The sequence below is a fragment of the Methylorubrum aminovorans genome (assembly GCF_022179725.1).
Lineage (GTDB): Bacteria > Pseudomonadota > Alphaproteobacteria > Rhizobiales > Beijerinckiaceae > Methylobacterium > Methylobacterium aminovorans.
This window is the reverse complement of sequence record NZ_BPRC01000006.1, coordinates 60,951-78,511: the sequence shown is the minus strand read 5'-3', so window position 1 is coordinate 78,511 and position 17,561 is coordinate 60,951. Positions and strand designations below refer to the sequence as shown.

The following is a 17,561-nucleotide window of genomic DNA, read 5'->3' as shown; positions in this document are numbered from 1 at the left end:
AGAGGAATTAGGCGTGCCGCATATGTCGGACGCCCCGCCGAGGGCATGAAGCCGAGCGGATTTCCCAATGACCGGACACGCAGATCGCTCCGTCCGTGCCCTCCGTGACGGAGGTGGACACGAACACGGCCATTCCGGCAATGCTCAGGCATCCTTCGGTTTCGGAAGGGCCTTCGCCGTCGGCATCGGTCTGAACGTCGCCTTCGTGATCGTCGAGGCGGTCTACGGGTTCTTGAGCAATTCCCTCGCCCTCGTCGCCGACGCAGGCCACAACCTCTCGGACGTACTCGGGCTCGCCGTCGCCTGGGCCGCGGCCATTCTCGGGAAACGGGCGCCTAAGCCGCGCTACACCTACGGCATGAAGAGCTCCTCGATCCTGGCCGCCTTGTTCAACGCGGTCATCCTCCTCGTCGCCATGGGCGCCATCGCCTGGGAGGCCGTCCGGCGCTTCGGTGAGCCCGCACCGGTGGCCGGGACCACCGTGATGGTGGTCGCGGGCATCGGCATCCTGATCAACGGCATCAGCGCTTGGCTGTTCGCATCGGGGCGCGAAGGCGACCTCAACGTGAAGGGGGCCTTTCTGCACATGGCCGCCGATGCCGCCGTCTCGGCGGGCGTCGTCGTCGCCGGCCTGCTTATCGCCCTGACGGGTTGGCGTTGGCTCGATCCGGTGACCAGCCTACTCATCGCCGCGGCGGTCGTATGGAGCACTTGGGGACTCCTGCGCGACAGCGTGCGGATGTCGCTCGCCGCCGTGCCCCCCGGCATCGACCCTGACGCCGTGCGCGCGCATCTGCGGGGCTTGGAGGACGTCACGGCCGTCCACGACTATCACGTCTGGCCGATGAGCACGACCGAGGTCGCCCTGACGAGCCATCTCGTAAGGCCGGACGGCACGGACGACGCTTTCCTTATACGAGCCGCACGCGAATTGAGGGGCCGCTTCGGGATCGTCCACGTCACGTTGCAGGTCGAGACGAGCGAGACGACCGCCTGCGCCCTGGCCCCGGACGGCGTGGTCTGAACCTGCGATGCAAGCCTGGCTCTATACCCTCATCCCGGCAGCCGCCGCCGTCCTCGGCGCCGCGGTCGCCGTCAACATGCGGCCGGGACCCGTCTTGGTCAGCGCCATCCAGCACTTCGCCGCAGGCGTCGTATTCGCCGCGGCGGCGGGCGAGATCCTGCCTGACCTCAAGCATGCCGGATCGCCTTGGGCCACCCTGGTCGGCGGCGGCGTCGGTGTTGCCGCCATGCTCGCGGTCCGCACTCTGGAGCGTCGGGTGAAAGGACCAGTCGGTCTACTGACCGTCACCGGAATTGATATCTTGGTGGACGGGCTCGTCCTCGGCATCGCCTTCGCAGCGGGCGCCAAGGCCGGTTTCCTGCTTACGGTCGCCCTGACCATCGAGGTGCTGTTCCTCGGCCTGACCGTCGCGAACGAACTCGGCGAGGGCGGAACCTCGAAAGCCAGGGTGGTCGGCTTGACCGCCGCCCTCGTCGTCCTGCTGCCGCTCGGTGCGCTGCTCGGCGGCCCGGTCGCCACGCTGCCCGCGGCCATCCGCGGCGGCTTTCTCGCCTTCGGCCTGATTGCGCTCCTCTACCTCGTGACGGAGGAACTTTTGGTCGAGGCACACGAAACGGAGGACCGTCCATGGGTGACCGCGATGTTCTTCGCAGGCTTCCTGCTATTGCTCTTGCTCGATGAGCTTGTCGGTTGATGGCGCACGTGCCGGCCGCGTTTGATGCGTCATCACGAAAGGCTTTCGGGTCGATGACATCAGCTCTTCAGTAGCGCGAGCGTCTTTCCTTTCAGGTCGTCAAAGGTCGCGATAGTGCGCAGATTGGCCTCGTACGCTCGCATCGCAGAGCGAAGTTCGGACATCTCGACCGTAGGGCGGACATTGGGAAGCTTGAGGTTGCCGCCAGCATCGGCGGCGGGGTGTCCAGGACTATGAACCGTCGGGAATTCGGTCTTGTCGCGTACGATACGGATGGCCGGTGCCTCTTCGGTGTTGCCCGTGATCGGCTCGAACACTGCAATCTTGCGCCTATAGGGTTCGCCGTCTGGGGCGGACGCCGTGGAACGCGCGTTGGCAATATTCTCGACCGACACGCGCATGCGACCCTGATGTATGCGTAGGGCGGCAGACGCCAAGCTTGGCCCGGAAATGTCGTCCTTCATCGCCGCCAGCCTCCCTCTTGCCGGCATCCTGTCCCGGCGTGCACAAATTTGTTAATCAAATCTAATGAGTTAGAGTTAAAAAAAGGTTAATTCACGCCTCATGGTGTTAGAGTAATCCGAGCGCCGGCCCGTCCGAATTCAGGAGTATTCGGCGATGTCTTCGAACCACCGTTCAGCTCTTTTCCGGGAAATCGGGCGAACGAGCATCGGATCGCTCCATTCGCACCTCCGCGACAGCCGGATCCATAGGCCGATTTGTACTCACCCGGCATCGACCGCTTCTGACTTCAAAATTTTGATATCCTCGTAAATTACATTTAATTATGTATAGAGCATACTATCAAATCAAATTGGTCGTATTTTTGGTCGAGCAGTCGTATCGACAATATAAAATATGCAAAATTTATACAAGTGACTTCATTGACGTTCGTGGCCCACTCGATGAGAGTCCCCTGATGCGTTATCTGAATCTGACGGAGACTTTGTTCGCAATGGACCCCGCGGCGATGGATGAAACGGTGGCTGATGGAACGCGATGACAGGCCGGGAGCGGGCTGCGCACAGGAGCACATCCTCCTGATCGAAGACGACGACGGCATGCGGGTGTTGGTCACGCGACTCCTGAGGGAGAGCGGCTACCGCGTCACCGGTTGCCGCAGCGGCGCCGAGATGTGGTCGCTTCTGCCCGGGAAGTCGGTCGATCTCGTCTTGCTCGACGTGATGCTGCCCGGCGCCTCCGGCTTCGATCTGCTGCGGGCGCTGCGCAGCAAGGGCACCGTGCCGGTCATCATGCTCTCCGCCCGCAACGAGGAGGCGGACCGGGTACTCGGACTCGAACTCGGAGCCGACGACTACGTCGCCAAGCCGTTCGGCCGGCCGGAACTCCTTGCCCGCATCCGCGCGGTGCTGCGTCGGACCACCATCGCGCCGGCCGCCACCGCGGCGGAGAGGGCACAGGTTCTGACCTTCGCCGGCTGGCGGCTCGATTTGCGCAGCCGGCAGCTGACCGATCCCGGGGGGGCTGCCGTAGACCTCTCGGGGGCCGAGCACGACCTACTCATGGTGTTCCTAGAGCATCCCGGGCGCGTGCTCGGCCGCGAGCAGATCCTGGAGATGAGCCGCGGACGGCTCGCCGCCCCGTCCGACCGTAGCGTGGACACCCTGGTCAGCCGCCTGAGGCGCAAGCTCGAACCGCCCGAGGGCACGCTCCCCGTGATCAAGACGGTTCGCGGCTCCGGCTACATGATGGCCGCCAAGGTCGAGCGGGCGTGAAACAACTGGTCGATCTTGCCCGCAGCCTGGAGGGGCGCACCGTCGCCGTGCTGTTGCTGGCGGTACTCGTGGTCCACGGGGGCGCGTTGTTGCTGTACCGTCAGTCGGCGTCGGCCGCGGCCGACGAGGCGTTCGCGAACGAAGTGGCGCGACAGCTCGTCTTGGCGCGGGAAGCGGTACTGCGGCGACCGCCGGGGGAGCGCGGCATCGAGGCAAAAGCCCTCTCGTCGGGTCATTTCGAGATAGGCTGGGAGCGGGGGGAATCCGCCGAGACGGGCAAGACAGACCCCGCCTTGCGCGATCTGCGCGAACGCGTCCTGGAGATCGAGCCCGTGCTCGGCCCAGGTCTGGCGCTCGCCCTGGCGGCGCCGGACGAGCCGCTGCACCAACAGGACCTGCGCGGCGCCTTCCCGCTGCCGGACGGCAGTTTCCTGACCTTCCGGTCCGCCCATTCGCCTCACCTGGTCCACCTTGCACCCTGGGCGTACCTCGCCACCGCGATGGCGATCCTGGTCGGCGTCGCCGCCGTCGTGCTGGTGCACCGGATCGCCGGCCCGCTCAGGGAACTTACGCACGCCACCGTCCGGATCGGGCACGGTACGGTCGTGTCCGTGCCTGAGGTCGGACCGGACGAGACGCGCGGGATCGGTCGGGCGCTGAACGCGATGCAAGGGCGCATCCACCGCCTCGTCGCGGAACGGACGCAGGCTTTGGCGGCGGTCTCGCACGATCTGCGCACGCCGATCGCCCGGCTCCGTCTTCGCCTGGACAAGGTCGATGACCTTGCGGACCGCCGTGCCATGGCTGCCGACCTCGACGACATGCAGGCCATGATCGACGCGACGCTGTCGTACCTGCGTGGCGAAGCCGACCCGGAAGCACGGCAGGTCGTCAACGTGGCGAGCGTGCTGATGAGCGTCGCCGACGCCTCCGCGGACGTGGGCCGCGAGGTGGGCTACGACGGCCCCGGCCGGGCGCTGGCGTCGGTACGTCCCGTTGCCTTCCGCCGCGCGGTCGAGAACCTTGTCGACAACGGTGTGCGCTACGGGATCCGGGTCCGGGTCGGCATCGAGATCGAAGAGGCGACCCTGGTGGTGCGCATCGACGACGACGGCCCCGGCATCGCGCCGGAGGACGTCGCCCGGGCCTTCCAGCCCTTCACCAGGCTGGAGGGGTCGCGTAACCGCAACACGGGCGGGACGGGGCTCGGACTGACCATCGCCCGGCGCGCGGTCGAGGCGGACGGCGGCACGCTCGTCCTGTCGAACCGGCCAGAGGGCAGCCTGCGGGCCGAGATCCGCCTGCCGAGGGCGAAGGGACGCGATTGAGACGCGGCCTACCGGGCGGTCGCCGGTGCGTCGGGGTGCGCGTCCGGCTGCGCCGACCGCTCGTTCGAGACATAGCCGCTCCCAGGCAGTGCCACCGTGAGGATGATGCCTGCGACAGCCAGCGACGCGGACAGGGCCGCCGGAACGAGGAAGGCATCGGGACCAAGGGCCTTCTGGATGAAGCCGCCGGCGACCGCGCCAAGCGTCAGGCCCGCCCAAAGCGGTGCCTGGAGCCAGAACGACGGCGCGGGCTTGTGCAGGACCATGTTCGCCAAACCGGTCCCGAAACGTACGACGGTTCCGGTGACGTAGGTCAGGGCGAGGCTCCGCCCGGCCTCATCCTGCAGCGTCGCATTCAGCATGCCGAGGGCAAGGACGACGGGATAGGCATGAAGAGGAAACGCATCGGAAGCTTCCGGCAGGAGGTTGCCGATGGACAGCAGGACGGCCTGCGCGCCGAGCAGGACCGAAAGACGCCACCGCCCAGCCCAAGCCGCAACAAGGGTGCCGGCGAACGCACCGAAGCAGAACAGCGCGATGGTGCTGCCGAACCTGGTGACGCCCGACCAATCGAAGGAACTGGCCGCGACGCCGAACCGGGTCGTGTTCCCACTCATGAACGACATGAACAGTTGAGAGTGTTCCAGGAAGCCTATCGAGTCGGCCGAACCCGCCAGGAATGCCAGCGCGACGGCCAGGGGCACGCGGGTCTCGGGTCTCGACGGGAAAGATCTGTCCACTTGGCCACCTGTCGCTGCCGCGTCGGATCTCGCCGGGGTCGCGTTCGACCCGGCGTCCGGTCCTGCGGGGAGCCGGTAGGGATACGTCGACCCCATGGCCGAGGCTTTGCTCGACCTTGACGAAGTGTGTCGGCACGCGCGCCTGACACACTTCGTCACGAACGCGGCGAACGGCAGTCAAACGGGTCGGCTATCTCCACTCCTCAAGCGGCCGATGTGGCCGATGGAAGGGATACAGATCGATGAAGCGTACGCTTGCCGCCGTTCTCACCGCCGCGATGCTGGCCGGAGCGGCCACGCCCGCCCTCGCGGTCGACGGGCACGGCAACGCCTCCAATCCGGAGCGCAGCGTCCCGAACTCGGGCGACGTCTCCGGCGGACCCGCCCACCGTGACGATCCGCGGGTGCGGGAGGCGCAGGAGAAAGGCCCGGACGGCAAGCCCGCGCACCGCGAAGGCGACGGCCACGCGCACGGGCACAGCCAGGATAAGCCCGGCAAGAAGTAAGCTTCCCACGAGGTGACACGATGAGCGGGAGACGCGCGATGCGATTGCTGCCCCTGCTCGTCGTCTTCGCGCTCCTGGCAACGGGCCTCGGCTACGCGCTCGCGGCGTCCCCTTGCCCGGACGACTTTTCACGGTGCGATACAGCCCCCTCACGCATCGTGGAAACGCCCGCCTCGACGCAAGTCGGGGCGGGCGTCCGCCTTGGTTCGGTCGACCGAAACGTTCAGTCGTCGAACTCGCGGTGATCGTGGCGCTCAAAGCCGTGGCGGTTCTCGTCCCGGTCGTCGTGATGATGGCGACGAACCTCCACGTGGTCGTGGTCGCCGTGATGGTGGCGGCGCACCTCCTCATGATGGTGGGGAGGTGGTCCGTAGCCGTAATGTTGGGCCGACGCGGTCATGGGGACCGATGCGAGGGCAGCGGTCGTCAGGGTGATCAAGCGACGTTTCATGGACGAAAATTCCTTGCTGGTCGCACAAGGCTCTGCCGACGGCTTTGAACGGGGCGTGAAGCGACCATTCAGTATCCTCCGACCAGGGAAGCCTTCACCACAACGGGCGACCGCAGCTTGCGACACAGCCTCGGAATCGCAGATAAGGACGGTGATGACTTCGGCGCGGCGCCATATGAGCTTCGGAGCGATGACGGGGTGGTGGGCAACCGCCGCCCTCGCGCTCGTCCTGGCGCTGGCCATCGCGATGCCCGGCGCCGGTCTCATGGACGACCTTGTCTCTCACCAGGGCCGTCAAGGCCATGACAGGAGCGAACTCTCGCTCGTCCCGCATACGGTGTCTGGCCTGGATCATGCCTCCGACCCCGGGTCAGCCGACCACGTCCATTGCGGTTGCCACGTCGCCTTGAGCACGACCGTCGCCGGCGATGCCCCGCTCCCCGACGGAACGCGCCCCTCCTACGCCAGATTGTCCGAGAGGATGCCCTCGGTCTCTCCCGACCGCCTGCCAAGGCCGCCGCGCGCCTGAGGTGACGCCGCGAAGGCGGCGCGTCACGAACCCGGGTCCGACCGACCCGAGCCGTCTCCTCACGTCACCGACCGCGATTGTCCGGCATGTCCGTCATCGGCTTCCGGCACGCCCGAGCAGGCATCATGCGCATCATCCTGACCGCCCTCATCCTGGCCGTCGGCGTCCTCGTGGGCGCTGCGGTTCCCGCCGTCTCCGGCTTCGTCCAGGGGCTGTTGATATCGGCTGGCCTGCCGCCGACCGTCTTCAACCTCGCCAGCGGCCCCACCGCCGCGAATTCCGCCGAGGCTTCCCCCGGCGAGGCGGGCCACGCCGCGGGCGACGGACACGGTCACGGTCACGGCAAGCCGGCCAGTAAGCCCGGGGCCGAGCAGACCCAAGGCGAGCATGACCACTCCGAGGCCGAAGGCGAGGAAGGTCATGTCAAAATGACCGCCGAGCAGATCGAGAACCAGGACATCAAGGTGGCCAAAGCCGAGGGCGCCATGCTGTCTCGCCATATCCTGGTGCCCGGTACGATCACGCCCGACACCGACCGGATCGCGCGGGTCCCTGCCCGGGTCGTCGGCACCGTCGCCGAGATGCGCAAGCGCCTGGGCGACGCCGTCAAGAAGGACGAGGTCGTTGCCGTCCTGGATAGCCGCGAGGTCGCGGACTCCAAGAGCGAGTACCTCACCGCCTCGGTGAAGGCCGACCTGGAGAAGACCAATTTCGAACGGCAGCAGGCGCTCTGGGACAAGCGGATCTCGGCCGAGAGCGCCTTCTTGAATGCCAAGGCGGTCTATTCCGAGGCGACGCTGCGCCAGGATCTGGCGCGGCAGAAGCTGTCGGCGCTGGGGCTCGACGCGACGGCGGTGGCCAAGCTGGCCAAGCGCGACGAGACCACCCCGAACCTGTCGAGCCTGCGCCAGTACGAACTGCGCTCGCCGATGTCGGGGCGCATCGTCGAGCGAAAGGTCGACGTCGGCACCGCGGTGGGCAAGGAAGGCGACCCTTCCGACCTCTACACCGTCGCCGACCTCTCAACGGTGTGGATCGAACTTGCCGTTCCGACCTCGGAACTCGCCAAGGTCAAGGAAGGCGCGTCCGTCACGGTCGCGCCGGGCCAGGAGGGCGGCGTGCAGCACGAGAAGGGCAAGGTCGTCTTCGTCAGTCCTTTCCTCACCGCCGACACGCGTGCCGCCAAGGTCATCGTCGCCCTGCCGAACAAGGACATGGCCTGGCGTCCGGGCACCTACGTCACCGCCGAGGTCGAGATCTCGCGGGATGCCGTTCCGGTGAGCGTGCCCAAGGCGGCCCTCCAGACCGTCGAGGGCAAGCGCGTCGTCTTCGTCCGCACAGACGAGGGCTTCGAGAAGCGCGAGGTCGAACTCGGGCGCTCCGACGACGACGCCTACGAGGTCGCCTCGGGTCTCAAGCCCGGCGAGGCCATCGCCGTCGGCAACACCTTCCTCCTCAAGGCCGAGCTCGGAAAGAGCGAAGCCGACCACGCGCATTGAGGGGACGGGCCATGATTTCGAAGATCCTCGACTTCTCCGTCCACCAGCGCTGGCTCGTGCTGCTGCTGTCGCTGCTGGCGGCCGGATTCGGTGGCTATGCCGTGACCAAGCTGCCCATCGACGCCGTCCCGGACATCACCAACAACCAGGTCCAGATCAACACGACCGCGCCCTCGCTCTCGCCCGTCGACATCGAGAAGCAGGTCACCTACCCGGTCGAGACCGCGCTCGCGGGCATCAAGGGGCTGGAATACACCCGCTCGCTCTCGCGCAACGGCTTCTCGCAGGTCACCGCCGTCTTCGCGGAGAAGCTCGACATCTACTTCGCGCGCCAGCAGGTCGCCGAACGCCTCTCGCAGGTGAAGCAGGACCTGCCGCCCGGCGCCGAGCCCGCCATGGGCCCGATCTCGACCGGCCTGGGCGAGATCTACATGTGGTCGATCCACTACGCCAAGCCGGGCGAGCGCCAGGTCTCGGCCGCGGGTAAGCCCGGTTGGCAGCCGGACGGCAGCTACCTGACGCCGGAAGGTCAGAGCCTCAGGACGGAACTGGAGCAGACCGCCTACCTGCGCACGGTCCAGGACTGGATCATCCGCCCACAGATCAAGACGGTCCCGGGGGTCGCCGGCATCGACGGCATCGGCGGCTTCGAGAAGCAGTACCACGTCCAGCCGGACCCAACGAAGCTCGCCGCCCGCGACCTGTCCTTCGGTGACGTCGCCCGCGCCCTGGAGACGAACAACGCCAACCAGGGCGCCCGCTACCTGGAGGACAACGGCGAGGGCTACGTCGTTCGCGCCGCCGGGCGCCTGGAGAGCATGGACGAGATCGGCGACGTGGTCGTCGCCACCCGTGCCGGCGTCCCGGTGCGCATCCGGGACATCGCCGAGGTCCGCATCGGAAAGGACTTGCGCACCGGCTCCGGCAGCGAGAACGGCCAGGAGGTCGTGATCGGCACGGCCCTGATGTTGATCGGAGACAACAGCCGTAAGGTCGCCGCCGCGGTCGACGCACGCATGGAGCAGATCCGCAAGTCGCTGCCGCCGGGGGTCGAGGTGCAGACCGTCCTCGACCGTACCCGCCTCGTCGAAGCCACCATCAAGACCGTGGCCAAGAACCTGTCCGAGGGCGCCGCCCTCGTCATCGTCATCCTGTTCCTGCTGCTCGGCAACATCCGCGCGGCCATCATCACGGCGCTCGTCATCCCGGTCGCCATGCTGATGACCATGACCGGGATGGTCGAGGCGAAGATCTCGGCCAACCTGATGAGCCTCGGCGCGCTCGACTTCGGCCTGATCGTCGACGGGGCGGTCATCATCACCGAGAACGCCCTGCGGCACCTCGCCGAGAAGCAGCACGAACTCGGGCGGAGCCTCGACACCGAGGAGCGCCTGCAGACGGTGCGGGCCTCGGCCGAGGAGATGATCAAGCCCTCCCTCTACGGGCAGGCCATCATCATCCTGGTCTACGTCCCGCTCCTGACCTTCACCGGGGTGGAGGGCAAGATGTTCGAGCCGATGGCGCTGACAGTCATCATCGCGCTCGTGGCCGCCTTCGTCCTCTCGCTGACTTTCGTGCCCGCCCTGATTTCCATCGTCATCACCGGCAAGGTCACCGAGGAAGACAACTTCATCATCCGTGCGTTCAAGGCAGCCTACCGCCCGGTGCTGGCCGCTGCGGTCCGCGCGCCCGTCGCCTTCGTCGTCGGAGCGCTCCTGCTCCTCGTCGGTGCGGGAATCCTCTCCACACGCCTGGGCACCGAGTTCATCCCGCAGCTCGACGAGAAAAGCATCGCGCTCAACGCCACACGCATCCCCTCGACCTCGCTGACCCAGTCCCAAGCGATGCAGCTGAAGGTCGAGCAGGCCGTGTCAAAATTCCCGCAGGTTGCCTACGTCTTCTCGAAAACCGGCACGGCGGAGGTCGCATCGGACCCGATGCCGCCGAACTCGTCGGACACTTTCGTCATCCTGAAGCCTCAGGAGGAATGGCCCGACCCGAGCCTGTCCAAGGCGGACCTGCAGGAGCAGATCGAGAAGGCGGTCGGCGAACTCGCCGGCAACGTCTACGAGTTCTCCCAGCCGATCCAGCTGCGTTTCAACGAGCTCTTGGCCGGCACCCGCGGCGACCTCGCCGTGAAGGTGTTCGGCGAGGAGTTCGAGCCGATGCTCAAGGCGGCCAATCAGGTCGCCCAGGTGCTGCGCGGCATCACCGGGGCCGAGGACGTCAAGGTCGAGCAGACCGCCGGCCTGCCGTTCCTGGAAATCAAGATCAACAAGGCCGAGGCCGCCCGCTACGGGCTCAGCGTCGGCGCCATCCAGGAGGTCATCGGCGCGGCCATCGGCGGCAAGGATGCGGGCGTGGTGTTCGAGGGCGACCGGCGCTTCCCCATCGTCGTGCGCCTGAACGACAAGGTGCGCGAGGACCGCGAGGCATTGGAGAACATCCCGGTGCCGCTTCCTCCGGGGCTGAACGGACGGGCGAGTTCGGTCCTGCTCAAGCAGGTGGCGTCGTTCTCGGTGACCGAGGGGCCGAACCAGATCTCGCGCGAGAACGGCAAGCGTCGGGTCGTGGTGACGGCCAACGTGCGCGGCCGCGACATCGGCTCGCTGGTGGCGGAGGCGCAAGGAAAGGTCGCCGCACAGGTCCAGCTTCCGTCCGGTTACTACGTCACCTGGGGTGGCCAGTTCGAGAACCTCGCCTCCGCCAAGCAACGTCTCATGATCGTGGTGCCGGTCTGCTTCTTCCTCATCTTCCTGCTGCTCTACTCGGCGCTGGGCTCGCCCCGGGACGCCCTGCTGGTGTTCAGCGCGGTGCCCCTGGCCCTGACCGGCGGCATCGCGGCGCTGTGGCTGCGGGGCATGCCCATCTCGGTGCCGGCGGCGGTCGGGTTCATCGCGCTCTCGGGCGTGGCGGTGCTGAACGGCCTCGTGATGCTGACCTTCATCAAGCAACTCGTCGCCGAGGGACGGCCCAAGCGCGAGGCCATCCTCGAAGGCGCCATGATCCGGCTGCGGCCGGTGGCGATGACGGCGCTCGTCGCCTCGCTCGGCTTCGTGCCGATGGCCATCGCCACGGAAACCGGCGCCGAGATCCAGCGGCCGCTCGCGACCGTGGTCATCGGTGGCCTGATCAGCGCCACCTTGCTGACCTTGGTCGTCCTGCCGGCCCTGTACGCGCGCTTCGGCAGGGTCGAGACCACGGCAGCGGCTGAGCGCCCGGCGCCGTCGGTTCCTCGCCAACTCAAGGCGGCGGAGTAGCCCCGATGGGAAGGGTCCGGTCGGGCATGCTCGTGTGGTTCGGCTTGACCATGGCCGTTCAGGCCGAGCCGACCAAGATCGTCGGCATCGGTGCCGCCTCCTGTGCCCGGTTCGGCGCGGATGCCGCGGCGCAGCCAGCCATGGAGCGCGACTACTTCGCCTGGGCGCAGGGGTTCATGAGCGGCGCGCTGATCCGGGCGCCGGACGGGGTCGACGAGGGCTTGGACCTCGCGCCGCCCTCCATGCCCTTGGCCGCCCAGGCGGACTTCCTACGCACGTTCTGCGCGGCCAATCCGGCCACCGATTACTCGGACGCGGTTCGTGCCCTCTACCACCGACTGCGTGGACCCGCGTCCTAGGAACCGGGTCCGACGGGAGACCGAGCGATGAGGTGGCACCTGCGCGTCCTTCACGCGGCCGCATTCGCGGTCGTCCCGGCCCTCGCCGCCGATGCGGGCGAGGCGCCGTTCGGCCTTGCGTGGGGACCGCTCTCCGAAGTGCCCCGTCCGCTGAAGGTCGACCGCGAGGCGAACTTGACGGCCCTGTACTACCCGCAGGGTTGGCGGCCGGCCACGGGACCCGGGACGGCCGAGGTCATCCTGGTGATCTGCCGGACCGAGGGGCTGCAGCAGGTGGTCTGGGTCGGCGTGCCACTCTCCGGCGACGACCTCGCGAAAGCGCGTCGGGCCATCCACGACGAAGGCGTTCGCCGTTACGGCGAACCCGAGCCGGGACCGACGGCGGATGCGGAACTCTGGCCCGGTGGGCAGGCGCTGCTGGCCAGCCGCGAAACCGCGGACGGACGGCGCGAACTCGTCATGACGACGTTCGGCCCCGGATACCAGGCCTGTTCCGGGACGCACCACGTCGAGGCCGGGCATCCGGCTGGCGCACACGTGGCCGACCTGATCGGCGGAATCGCGCCCTGAAACCCGCGGTCGGACACATCATCGCAAACCTGGGATCGGCATATGGGACACGGACACGCACACGGCGGCGGCCATGGGCATTCGCACGGCGGCGGCATTCCCTCGGGCTCGGCTGCGGCCCGCAACAAGGGACGCCTCGCCTGGGCGCTCGGGCTGACCTTGACCTACATGTTCGCCGAGGTCGTCGGCGGCCTGCTCACCGGCAGCCTCGCGCTCCTGGCGGATGCCGCGCACATGGTCACGGACGCCGGCGGCCTCGCCCTGGCGTTGCTCGCCATTCACTACGCGGCCAAGGCGCCGACGGCGGGCAAGAGCTTCGGGTATATGCGCTTCGAGATCCTCGCGGCGCTCGCCAACGCCGTCGTGCTGCTCGGGGTCACCGCCTACATCCTCTACGAGGCCTATCGGCGCTTCGTGGAGCCGACCGAGATCCTCGGCTGGCCGATGATGCTGGTGGCGCTGGTTGGGCTGGGCGTGAACCTCGCCAGCATGAAGCTGCTGTCGGGCGGCTCGTCCGAGAGCCTCAACGTGAAGGGCGCCTACTTCGAAGTCTTTTCGGACATGCTGGGCTCGGTCGGCGTCATCCTCGCGGCCCTCGTGGTGATGGGCACGGGCTGGACCTGGGTCGATCCTCTCATCGGCGCCGGCATAGGCCTGTTCATCGTACCCCGGACCTGGCGACTGCTGAGCGAAGCCCTTCACATCCTGTTGGAGGGCACGCCTCCCGGCGTGGACCTCGCCGCCCTGAAGACCGAGATCGAGGCGATGCCGGGGGTGCGCCGCGCCTACGACCTGCATGCCTGGACGTTGACGTCGGGCTTCGACGCGATGAGCGGGCACGTGGTGGTCGACGACGTCGCCGGCGGGCCGGCGGTGATCCGTGCCGTGCGGGGCCTAATGAAGGAGCGGCACGGCATCGAGCACGTCACCGTCCAGGTCGAGGACGAGGCACTCTCCGCGGAGTTCCCGCACCTTCCCGTCTGAGGCGGCGCGGCCATGGTAGGCAAGAAGCTGGCCCGGGAAATCGAGAGATGGGAGTCCAAGCCGCGCGGCAGGCGTCGTGCCCGTCCGCACGTCAGAAGGCGGGCGGGACGCGACCTCGTCAAGGTGCTGGCGGTGTGCTTCCTGCTCCTGGGCTTCCTGGTGCTCCTGGGCCATTTGTCCTGACCCGGAGGTAGCCGGGCCGAGGCGGCCTGCGCGGAAGGAACCGCACGGGCCGCCCCACCGACGGCCCTACTGCTTCTCGAACCGCGCCTGGATGTTGTGCCCGTGCATCTTCGCGGACAGCACGACCTTCGCTCCCGCCGCCAGCGGGGCCTTAAGGTCGGCCATGAGCTTGTTCGGCGCCCCCGGCTTCAGGGTCAGCGTCTCCGTCTTGCCTCCGACCTGCACGAATGCCTTGGCCGAGAGGCCGGCGGTCTCGACCGGCTTGCCGTCCTCACCGGTCACGAAGAAGGTGATGCCGGTCTCGGTCGCGACGAACTCGACGGGATGTCCATCGGCGACCGTCGTCTGGCCGCCGTTCGGGCCGGCGGCGAGGCAGGGCGACGCGAGGGCGATGGCGACGGCAACGACGGCGAGGCGGAAGGGGGAGCGCATGACGATGTCCTTTCTCGGGGGTCGGGAAGGTCTCAGAACGCCTCGACGGGCGAACTTCTCGGTGCCTCGGGTGAAGCCTCGGGGCGGTGACGGGCCTCGTCCCGCAGCCGCTCCAGGGGCTTGCGGCCGAAGGTCAGGAACAGCACCGGGGTCAGCACGGTGTCGAGCAGCGTCGCACTGATCAGGCCGCCGAAGATCGTCACCGCCACGGGGTGCAGGATCTCCTTGCCCGGCGCGTCGGCGCCGATCATCAGCGGCACCAGGGCGACGCCCGCCGAGAGCGCCGTCATCAGGACCGGCGCCAGCCGCTCCAAGCTGCCGCGGATGACGAGGTCGCGCCCGAACGGCATGCCCTCGTGGATGGCAAGGTTCAGGTAGTGGCTGATCTTGAGGATGCCGTTGCGGGTGGCGATGCCGGTCAGCGTGATGAAGCCGATCATCGAGGCGACCGAGAGTGGTTGCCCGGCTATCCAAAGGGCGGCCACCGAGCCGATCAGGGCGAGCGGGATGCTGCCTAGGATGATCAGCGTGAAGACGACCGAGCGGTAACGGGAGTAGAGCAGCGCGAAGACCAGGGCGAGGGAGAGCAGCGACAGCAGGCCGATGGTCCGGCTCGCCTCTGCCTGGGCCTGGAAAGAGCCCTCCAGGCTCGTGGCGTACCCGTTGGGCAAGTTCGCCGCGGCGACCTTCTCCTGGATGGCCTGGACGATCTTTCCCATGTCGGAGCCGGGTTGGGTGTTGGCCTGCACGACGATGCGGCGCCGGGCGTTCTCGCGCAGGATCTGGTTCGGCCCGTCGGTCTCGCGGATGTCGGCGATCTGGCGGGCCGGCACCCAGCCGGACGGGGTCTCGATGAGGAGGTCGCCGAGGCGCTGGGTCGTGCGCATCGTGTCGGAGAGGCGCATCACCACGTCGAAGCGGCGGTAGCCGTCCACCACCCGCGAGACCACCTGCCCGTTCGACAGGCGGCTCAACTGCTCGACCAGGGCCGCGGGTTGGACGCCGTAGAGGGCCGCGCGGGCATAGTCGACGCGAATTTCCAACTGGGGGATGAGCACCTGCTTCTCGACCTGGAGGTCGGCGAGGCCGGGGATGTCCGAGAGCCGCGCCCTCGTGTCCTCGGCGAGCGCGCGCAGGGTGTCGAGATCCTCGCCGAAGATCTTGAGCGCGATCTCGGCGCGCACGCCCGAGAGCATGTGGTCGAGCCGGTGCGAGATCGGCTGGCCGACGTTGACGCTGACGGGCAGCACCGCGAGGCGCCCGCGGATGTCGGTGACGAGTTCGGGCTTGGGTCGCGACCCCGGCTTCAGGTCGATCTCAAGGTCGGAGGAGTGGACGCCTTCCGCGTGCTCGTCGAGCTCGGCCCGGCCGGTGCGGCGACCGATGGACTTCACGTCCTGCATCTCCAGGAGCAGCCGTTCCGCCACCAGTCCGATCCGGTTGCTCTCGGCCAGCGAGATGCCGGGGTTGAAGGTCATGTTGACCGTGAACGAGCCCTCGTTGAACGGCGGCAGGAAGGTGCGTGGCAGGAAGGTCGCCGCGAGCCCGGCCGCCGCCACCGCCAGACCGGCGACCGCCATGACCGGCCGGCCATGCCCGAGCAGGCCGCGCAGCAGGGCGGCGTTCCCGCGCTTAAGCCACTTGAGGAATTGGCTGTCATGCTCCTCCAGTCGCTTGAGGCCCGGCAGCAGGTAGTAGGCCAGCACCGGCGTCAGGGTGATGGAGACGAGGAGGCTCGCCAGGATCGAGACGATGTAGGCCTGACCCAGCGGGGCGAAGAGCCGGCCCTCGATGCCCGACAGGGCGAAGAGCGGCACGAACACCAGCACGATCACCATAGTGGCGTAGACGATGCCGGAGCGCACCTCGTTCGAGGCCTCTACCACGACTGTGAAGACGCTTTTGGGGTTACCCGCTTTACGGTTCTCGCCGAGTCTCCGAAAAATGTTTTCGACGTCGACCACCGCGTCGTCGACGAGTTCGCCGATGGCGATGGCGAGGCCGCCAAGGGTCATCGTATTGATCGACAGCCCGGCGAGGTGGAACACGACCGCGGTCGCCAGGATCGAGACCGGGATCGCCGTGAGCGAGATCGCGGTGGTGCGCACGTTCAAGAGGAAGGCGAACAGCACCACCGCGACGACGACGACGGCCTCCATCAGCACCGTCTCGACGTTGCGTATCGAGGTCTCGATGAAGTTCGCCTGCCGGAAGATGAGCTGGTCGGCGCGCACGCCCTTGAAGGCGCATGCCTCGCCGACGGGTTCGGCCACGGACGGACCCGTCCGATCCGAGCTGCCCTTGCCCGCGTCGGGGCCGCAGGCGTTCAGGCTGGCGGTGATCTCCGCGAGGGCCGTCTCGACCTCGCGGGTGAGCCGCACCGTGTCGACGGCCGGCTGCTTCTCGACCGAGACCACGACCGCGGGCGCGCCCATGTAACCGGCATCACCCCGCTTCACCCGGGCCGCGAAGGAGACCTCGGCCACCTGCCGCAGGTAGATCGGTCGGCCGTTGACGGTGGCGACGACCATGTTGCGCAGGTCGTCGAGGCTCATGCTCCGGCCGAGGTTCCGGATCAGGTACTCGCGGGCGTACTGGTCGGTGAAGCCGCCGCCGGTGTTGGTGCCGAACTGAGCCAGCGCCGTCTCCAGTTGGCCATGGGTGACGCCGAGCGCCCGCAGGGCCGTGGGCTGGGGCGCGACGCGGAACTGGCGCACCTCGCCGCCCATCGGGATCACCTGGGCGACGCCGGGGATCGAGAGCAGGCGTGGTCGGATGGTGAAGTCGGCGAGTTCCCGCAATTGCATCGGCGAGACCGTGCCGCCGTTGAGGGCGACCATCACGATCTGGCCCATGATCGAGGAGACCGGACCCATCATCGGGTTGACGTTTGGGGGTAGTTGCGGGCGCACCATCGCGAGGCGCTCGGCGACCTGCTGGCGGTTGCGGTAGATGTCGGTGCCCCAGTCGAACTCGACGTAGATCACCGAGAGGCCGACGCCGGACACGGAACGCACCCGGGTCACGCCCGGCAGGCCGTTCATCTGCGTCTCGACCGGGAACGTGACGAGCTGCTCGACCTCCTGGGGGGCGAGTCCCTCGGCCTCGGTCATGATCGTCACCGTCGGCCGATTGAGGTCCGGGAATACGTCGACCGGAAGCTTGGTCGCGGTGAAGGCACCGTAGATGACGAGCACCGCGGCAAGCGCCAGTACGAGGAGGCGGTTGCGCAGGGATTGCGTGACGAGGAGCGTGAACACGGGTTG

15 protein-coding genes are annotated in these 17,561 nt (G+C 67.7%); 10 read left to right on the top strand and 5 right to left on the bottom strand.

Annotated elements, in window-relative coordinates; translation table 11 throughout:
• The first annotated feature begins 67 nt into the window (after positions 1-67).
• Both MFF24_RS10675 and MFF24_RS10670 read left to right on the top strand, forming a co-directional pair.
• Complete coding sequence (locus tag MFF24_RS10675; RefSeq protein WP_003596826.1) at positions 68-1,024, top strand: cation diffusion facilitator family transporter; 957 nt, start codon at positions 68-70, stop codon at positions 1,022-1,024.
• 7 nt (positions 1,025-1,031) lie between these two features.
• Positions 1,032-1,718 (top strand): ZIP family metal transporter, encoded by a 687-nt coding sequence (locus MFF24_RS10670; RefSeq protein WP_003596827.1) that lies wholly within the window; start codon positions 1,032-1,034, stop codon positions 1,716-1,718.
• 59 nt (positions 1,719-1,777) lie between these two features.
• On the opposite strand, the gene MFF24_RS10665 is transcribed toward MFF24_RS10670, so the two are convergent.
• A complete protein-coding gene (locus MFF24_RS10665; protein ID WP_003596828.1) occupies positions 1,778-2,182 on the bottom strand; it encodes a flagellar basal body rod C-terminal domain-containing protein in 405 nt (134 codons plus the stop codon).
• 525 nt (positions 2,183-2,707) lie between these two features.
• Here MFF24_RS10665 and MFF24_RS10660 point away from each other — a divergent pair.
• Together MFF24_RS10660 and MFF24_RS10655 are read left to right on the top strand one after the other, a co-directional pair.
• Positions 2,708-3,454: a response regulator transcription factor gene (locus MFF24_RS10660; protein WP_017484348.1), complete on the top strand. Its 747-nt coding sequence runs from the start codon at positions 2,708-2,710 to the stop codon at positions 3,452-3,454.
• On the top strand, positions 3,451-4,782 hold the full coding sequence (locus MFF24_RS10655) for an ATP-binding protein (protein WP_003596830.1): 1,332 nt from the start codon (positions 3,451-3,453) through the stop codon (positions 4,780-4,782). The genes MFF24_RS10660 and MFF24_RS10655 overlap by 4 nt, the downstream gene beginning before the upstream one ends.
• Positions 4,783-4,790: 8 nt before the next feature.
• Here the strand turns inward: MFF24_RS10655 and MFF24_RS10650 are convergent, their stop codons facing one another.
• Positions 4,791-5,486 (bottom strand): YoaK family protein, encoded by a 696-nt coding sequence (locus tag MFF24_RS10650; RefSeq protein ID WP_012455875.1) that lies wholly within the window; start codon positions 5,484-5,486, stop codon positions 4,791-4,793.
• 278 nt (positions 5,487-5,764) lie between these two features.
• Here MFF24_RS10650 and MFF24_RS10645 point away from each other — a divergent pair, with 278 nt between their 5' ends.
• A complete protein-coding gene (locus MFF24_RS10645; protein ID WP_003596834.1) occupies positions 5,765-6,028 on the top strand; it encodes a hypothetical protein in 264 nt (87 codons plus the stop codon).
• 223 nt (positions 6,029-6,251) lie between these two features.
• Here MFF24_RS10645 and MFF24_RS10640 read toward each other — a convergent pair whose 3' ends face one another.
• Positions 6,252-6,479, bottom strand: a complete 228-nt coding sequence (locus MFF24_RS10640) for a hypothetical protein (RefSeq protein WP_003596837.1) — start codon at positions 6,477-6,479, stop codon at positions 6,252-6,254.
• Positions 6,480-7,133: 654 nt separating this feature from the next.
• On the opposite strand from MFF24_RS10640, the gene MFF24_RS10635 reads away from it, so the two are divergent.
• From MFF24_RS10635 to MFF24_RS10615, 5 genes are read left to right on the top strand one after another with little or no spacing between them, the layout of a single operon-like run.
• A complete protein-coding gene (locus MFF24_RS10635) occupies positions 7,134-8,507 on the top strand; it encodes an efflux RND transporter periplasmic adaptor subunit (protein WP_003596839.1) in 1,374 nt (457 codons plus the stop codon).
• Between the two features lie 11 nt (positions 8,508-8,518).
• Positions 8,519-11,767, top strand: coding sequence for an efflux RND transporter permease subunit (locus MFF24_RS10630; RefSeq protein WP_003596840.1), 3,249 nt, complete (start codon positions 8,519-8,521; stop codon positions 11,765-11,767).
• Positions 11,768-11,772: 5 nt separating this feature from the next.
• Positions 11,773-12,126: a hypothetical protein gene (locus MFF24_RS10625; protein ID WP_003596841.1), complete on the top strand. Its 354-nt coding sequence runs from the start codon at positions 11,773-11,775 to the stop codon at positions 12,124-12,126.
• A 27-nt stretch (positions 12,127-12,153) separates the two neighbouring features.
• Complete coding sequence (locus MFF24_RS10620) at positions 12,154-12,696, top strand: hypothetical protein (RefSeq protein ID WP_003596842.1); 543 nt, start codon at positions 12,154-12,156, stop codon at positions 12,694-12,696.
• Between the two features lie 42 nt (positions 12,697-12,738).
• Positions 12,739-13,680: a cation diffusion facilitator family transporter gene (locus MFF24_RS10615; RefSeq protein ID WP_003596846.1), complete on the top strand. Its 942-nt coding sequence runs from the start codon at positions 12,739-12,741 to the stop codon at positions 13,678-13,680.
• Between the two features lie 249 nt (positions 13,681-13,929).
• Here MFF24_RS10615 and MFF24_RS10610 read toward each other — a convergent pair whose 3' ends face one another.
• Both MFF24_RS10610 and MFF24_RS10605 read right to left on the bottom strand, forming a co-directional pair.
• Positions 13,930-14,295, bottom strand: a complete 366-nt coding sequence (locus MFF24_RS10610; protein WP_003596849.1) for a hypothetical protein — start codon at positions 14,293-14,295, stop codon at positions 13,930-13,932.
• Positions 14,296-14,327: 32 nt separating this feature from the next.
• Positions 14,328-17,555: an efflux RND transporter permease subunit gene (locus MFF24_RS10605; protein ID WP_003596851.1), complete on the bottom strand. Its 3,228-nt coding sequence runs from the start codon at positions 17,553-17,555 to the stop codon at positions 14,328-14,330.
• Positions 17,556-17,561 lie beyond the last annotated feature (6 nt).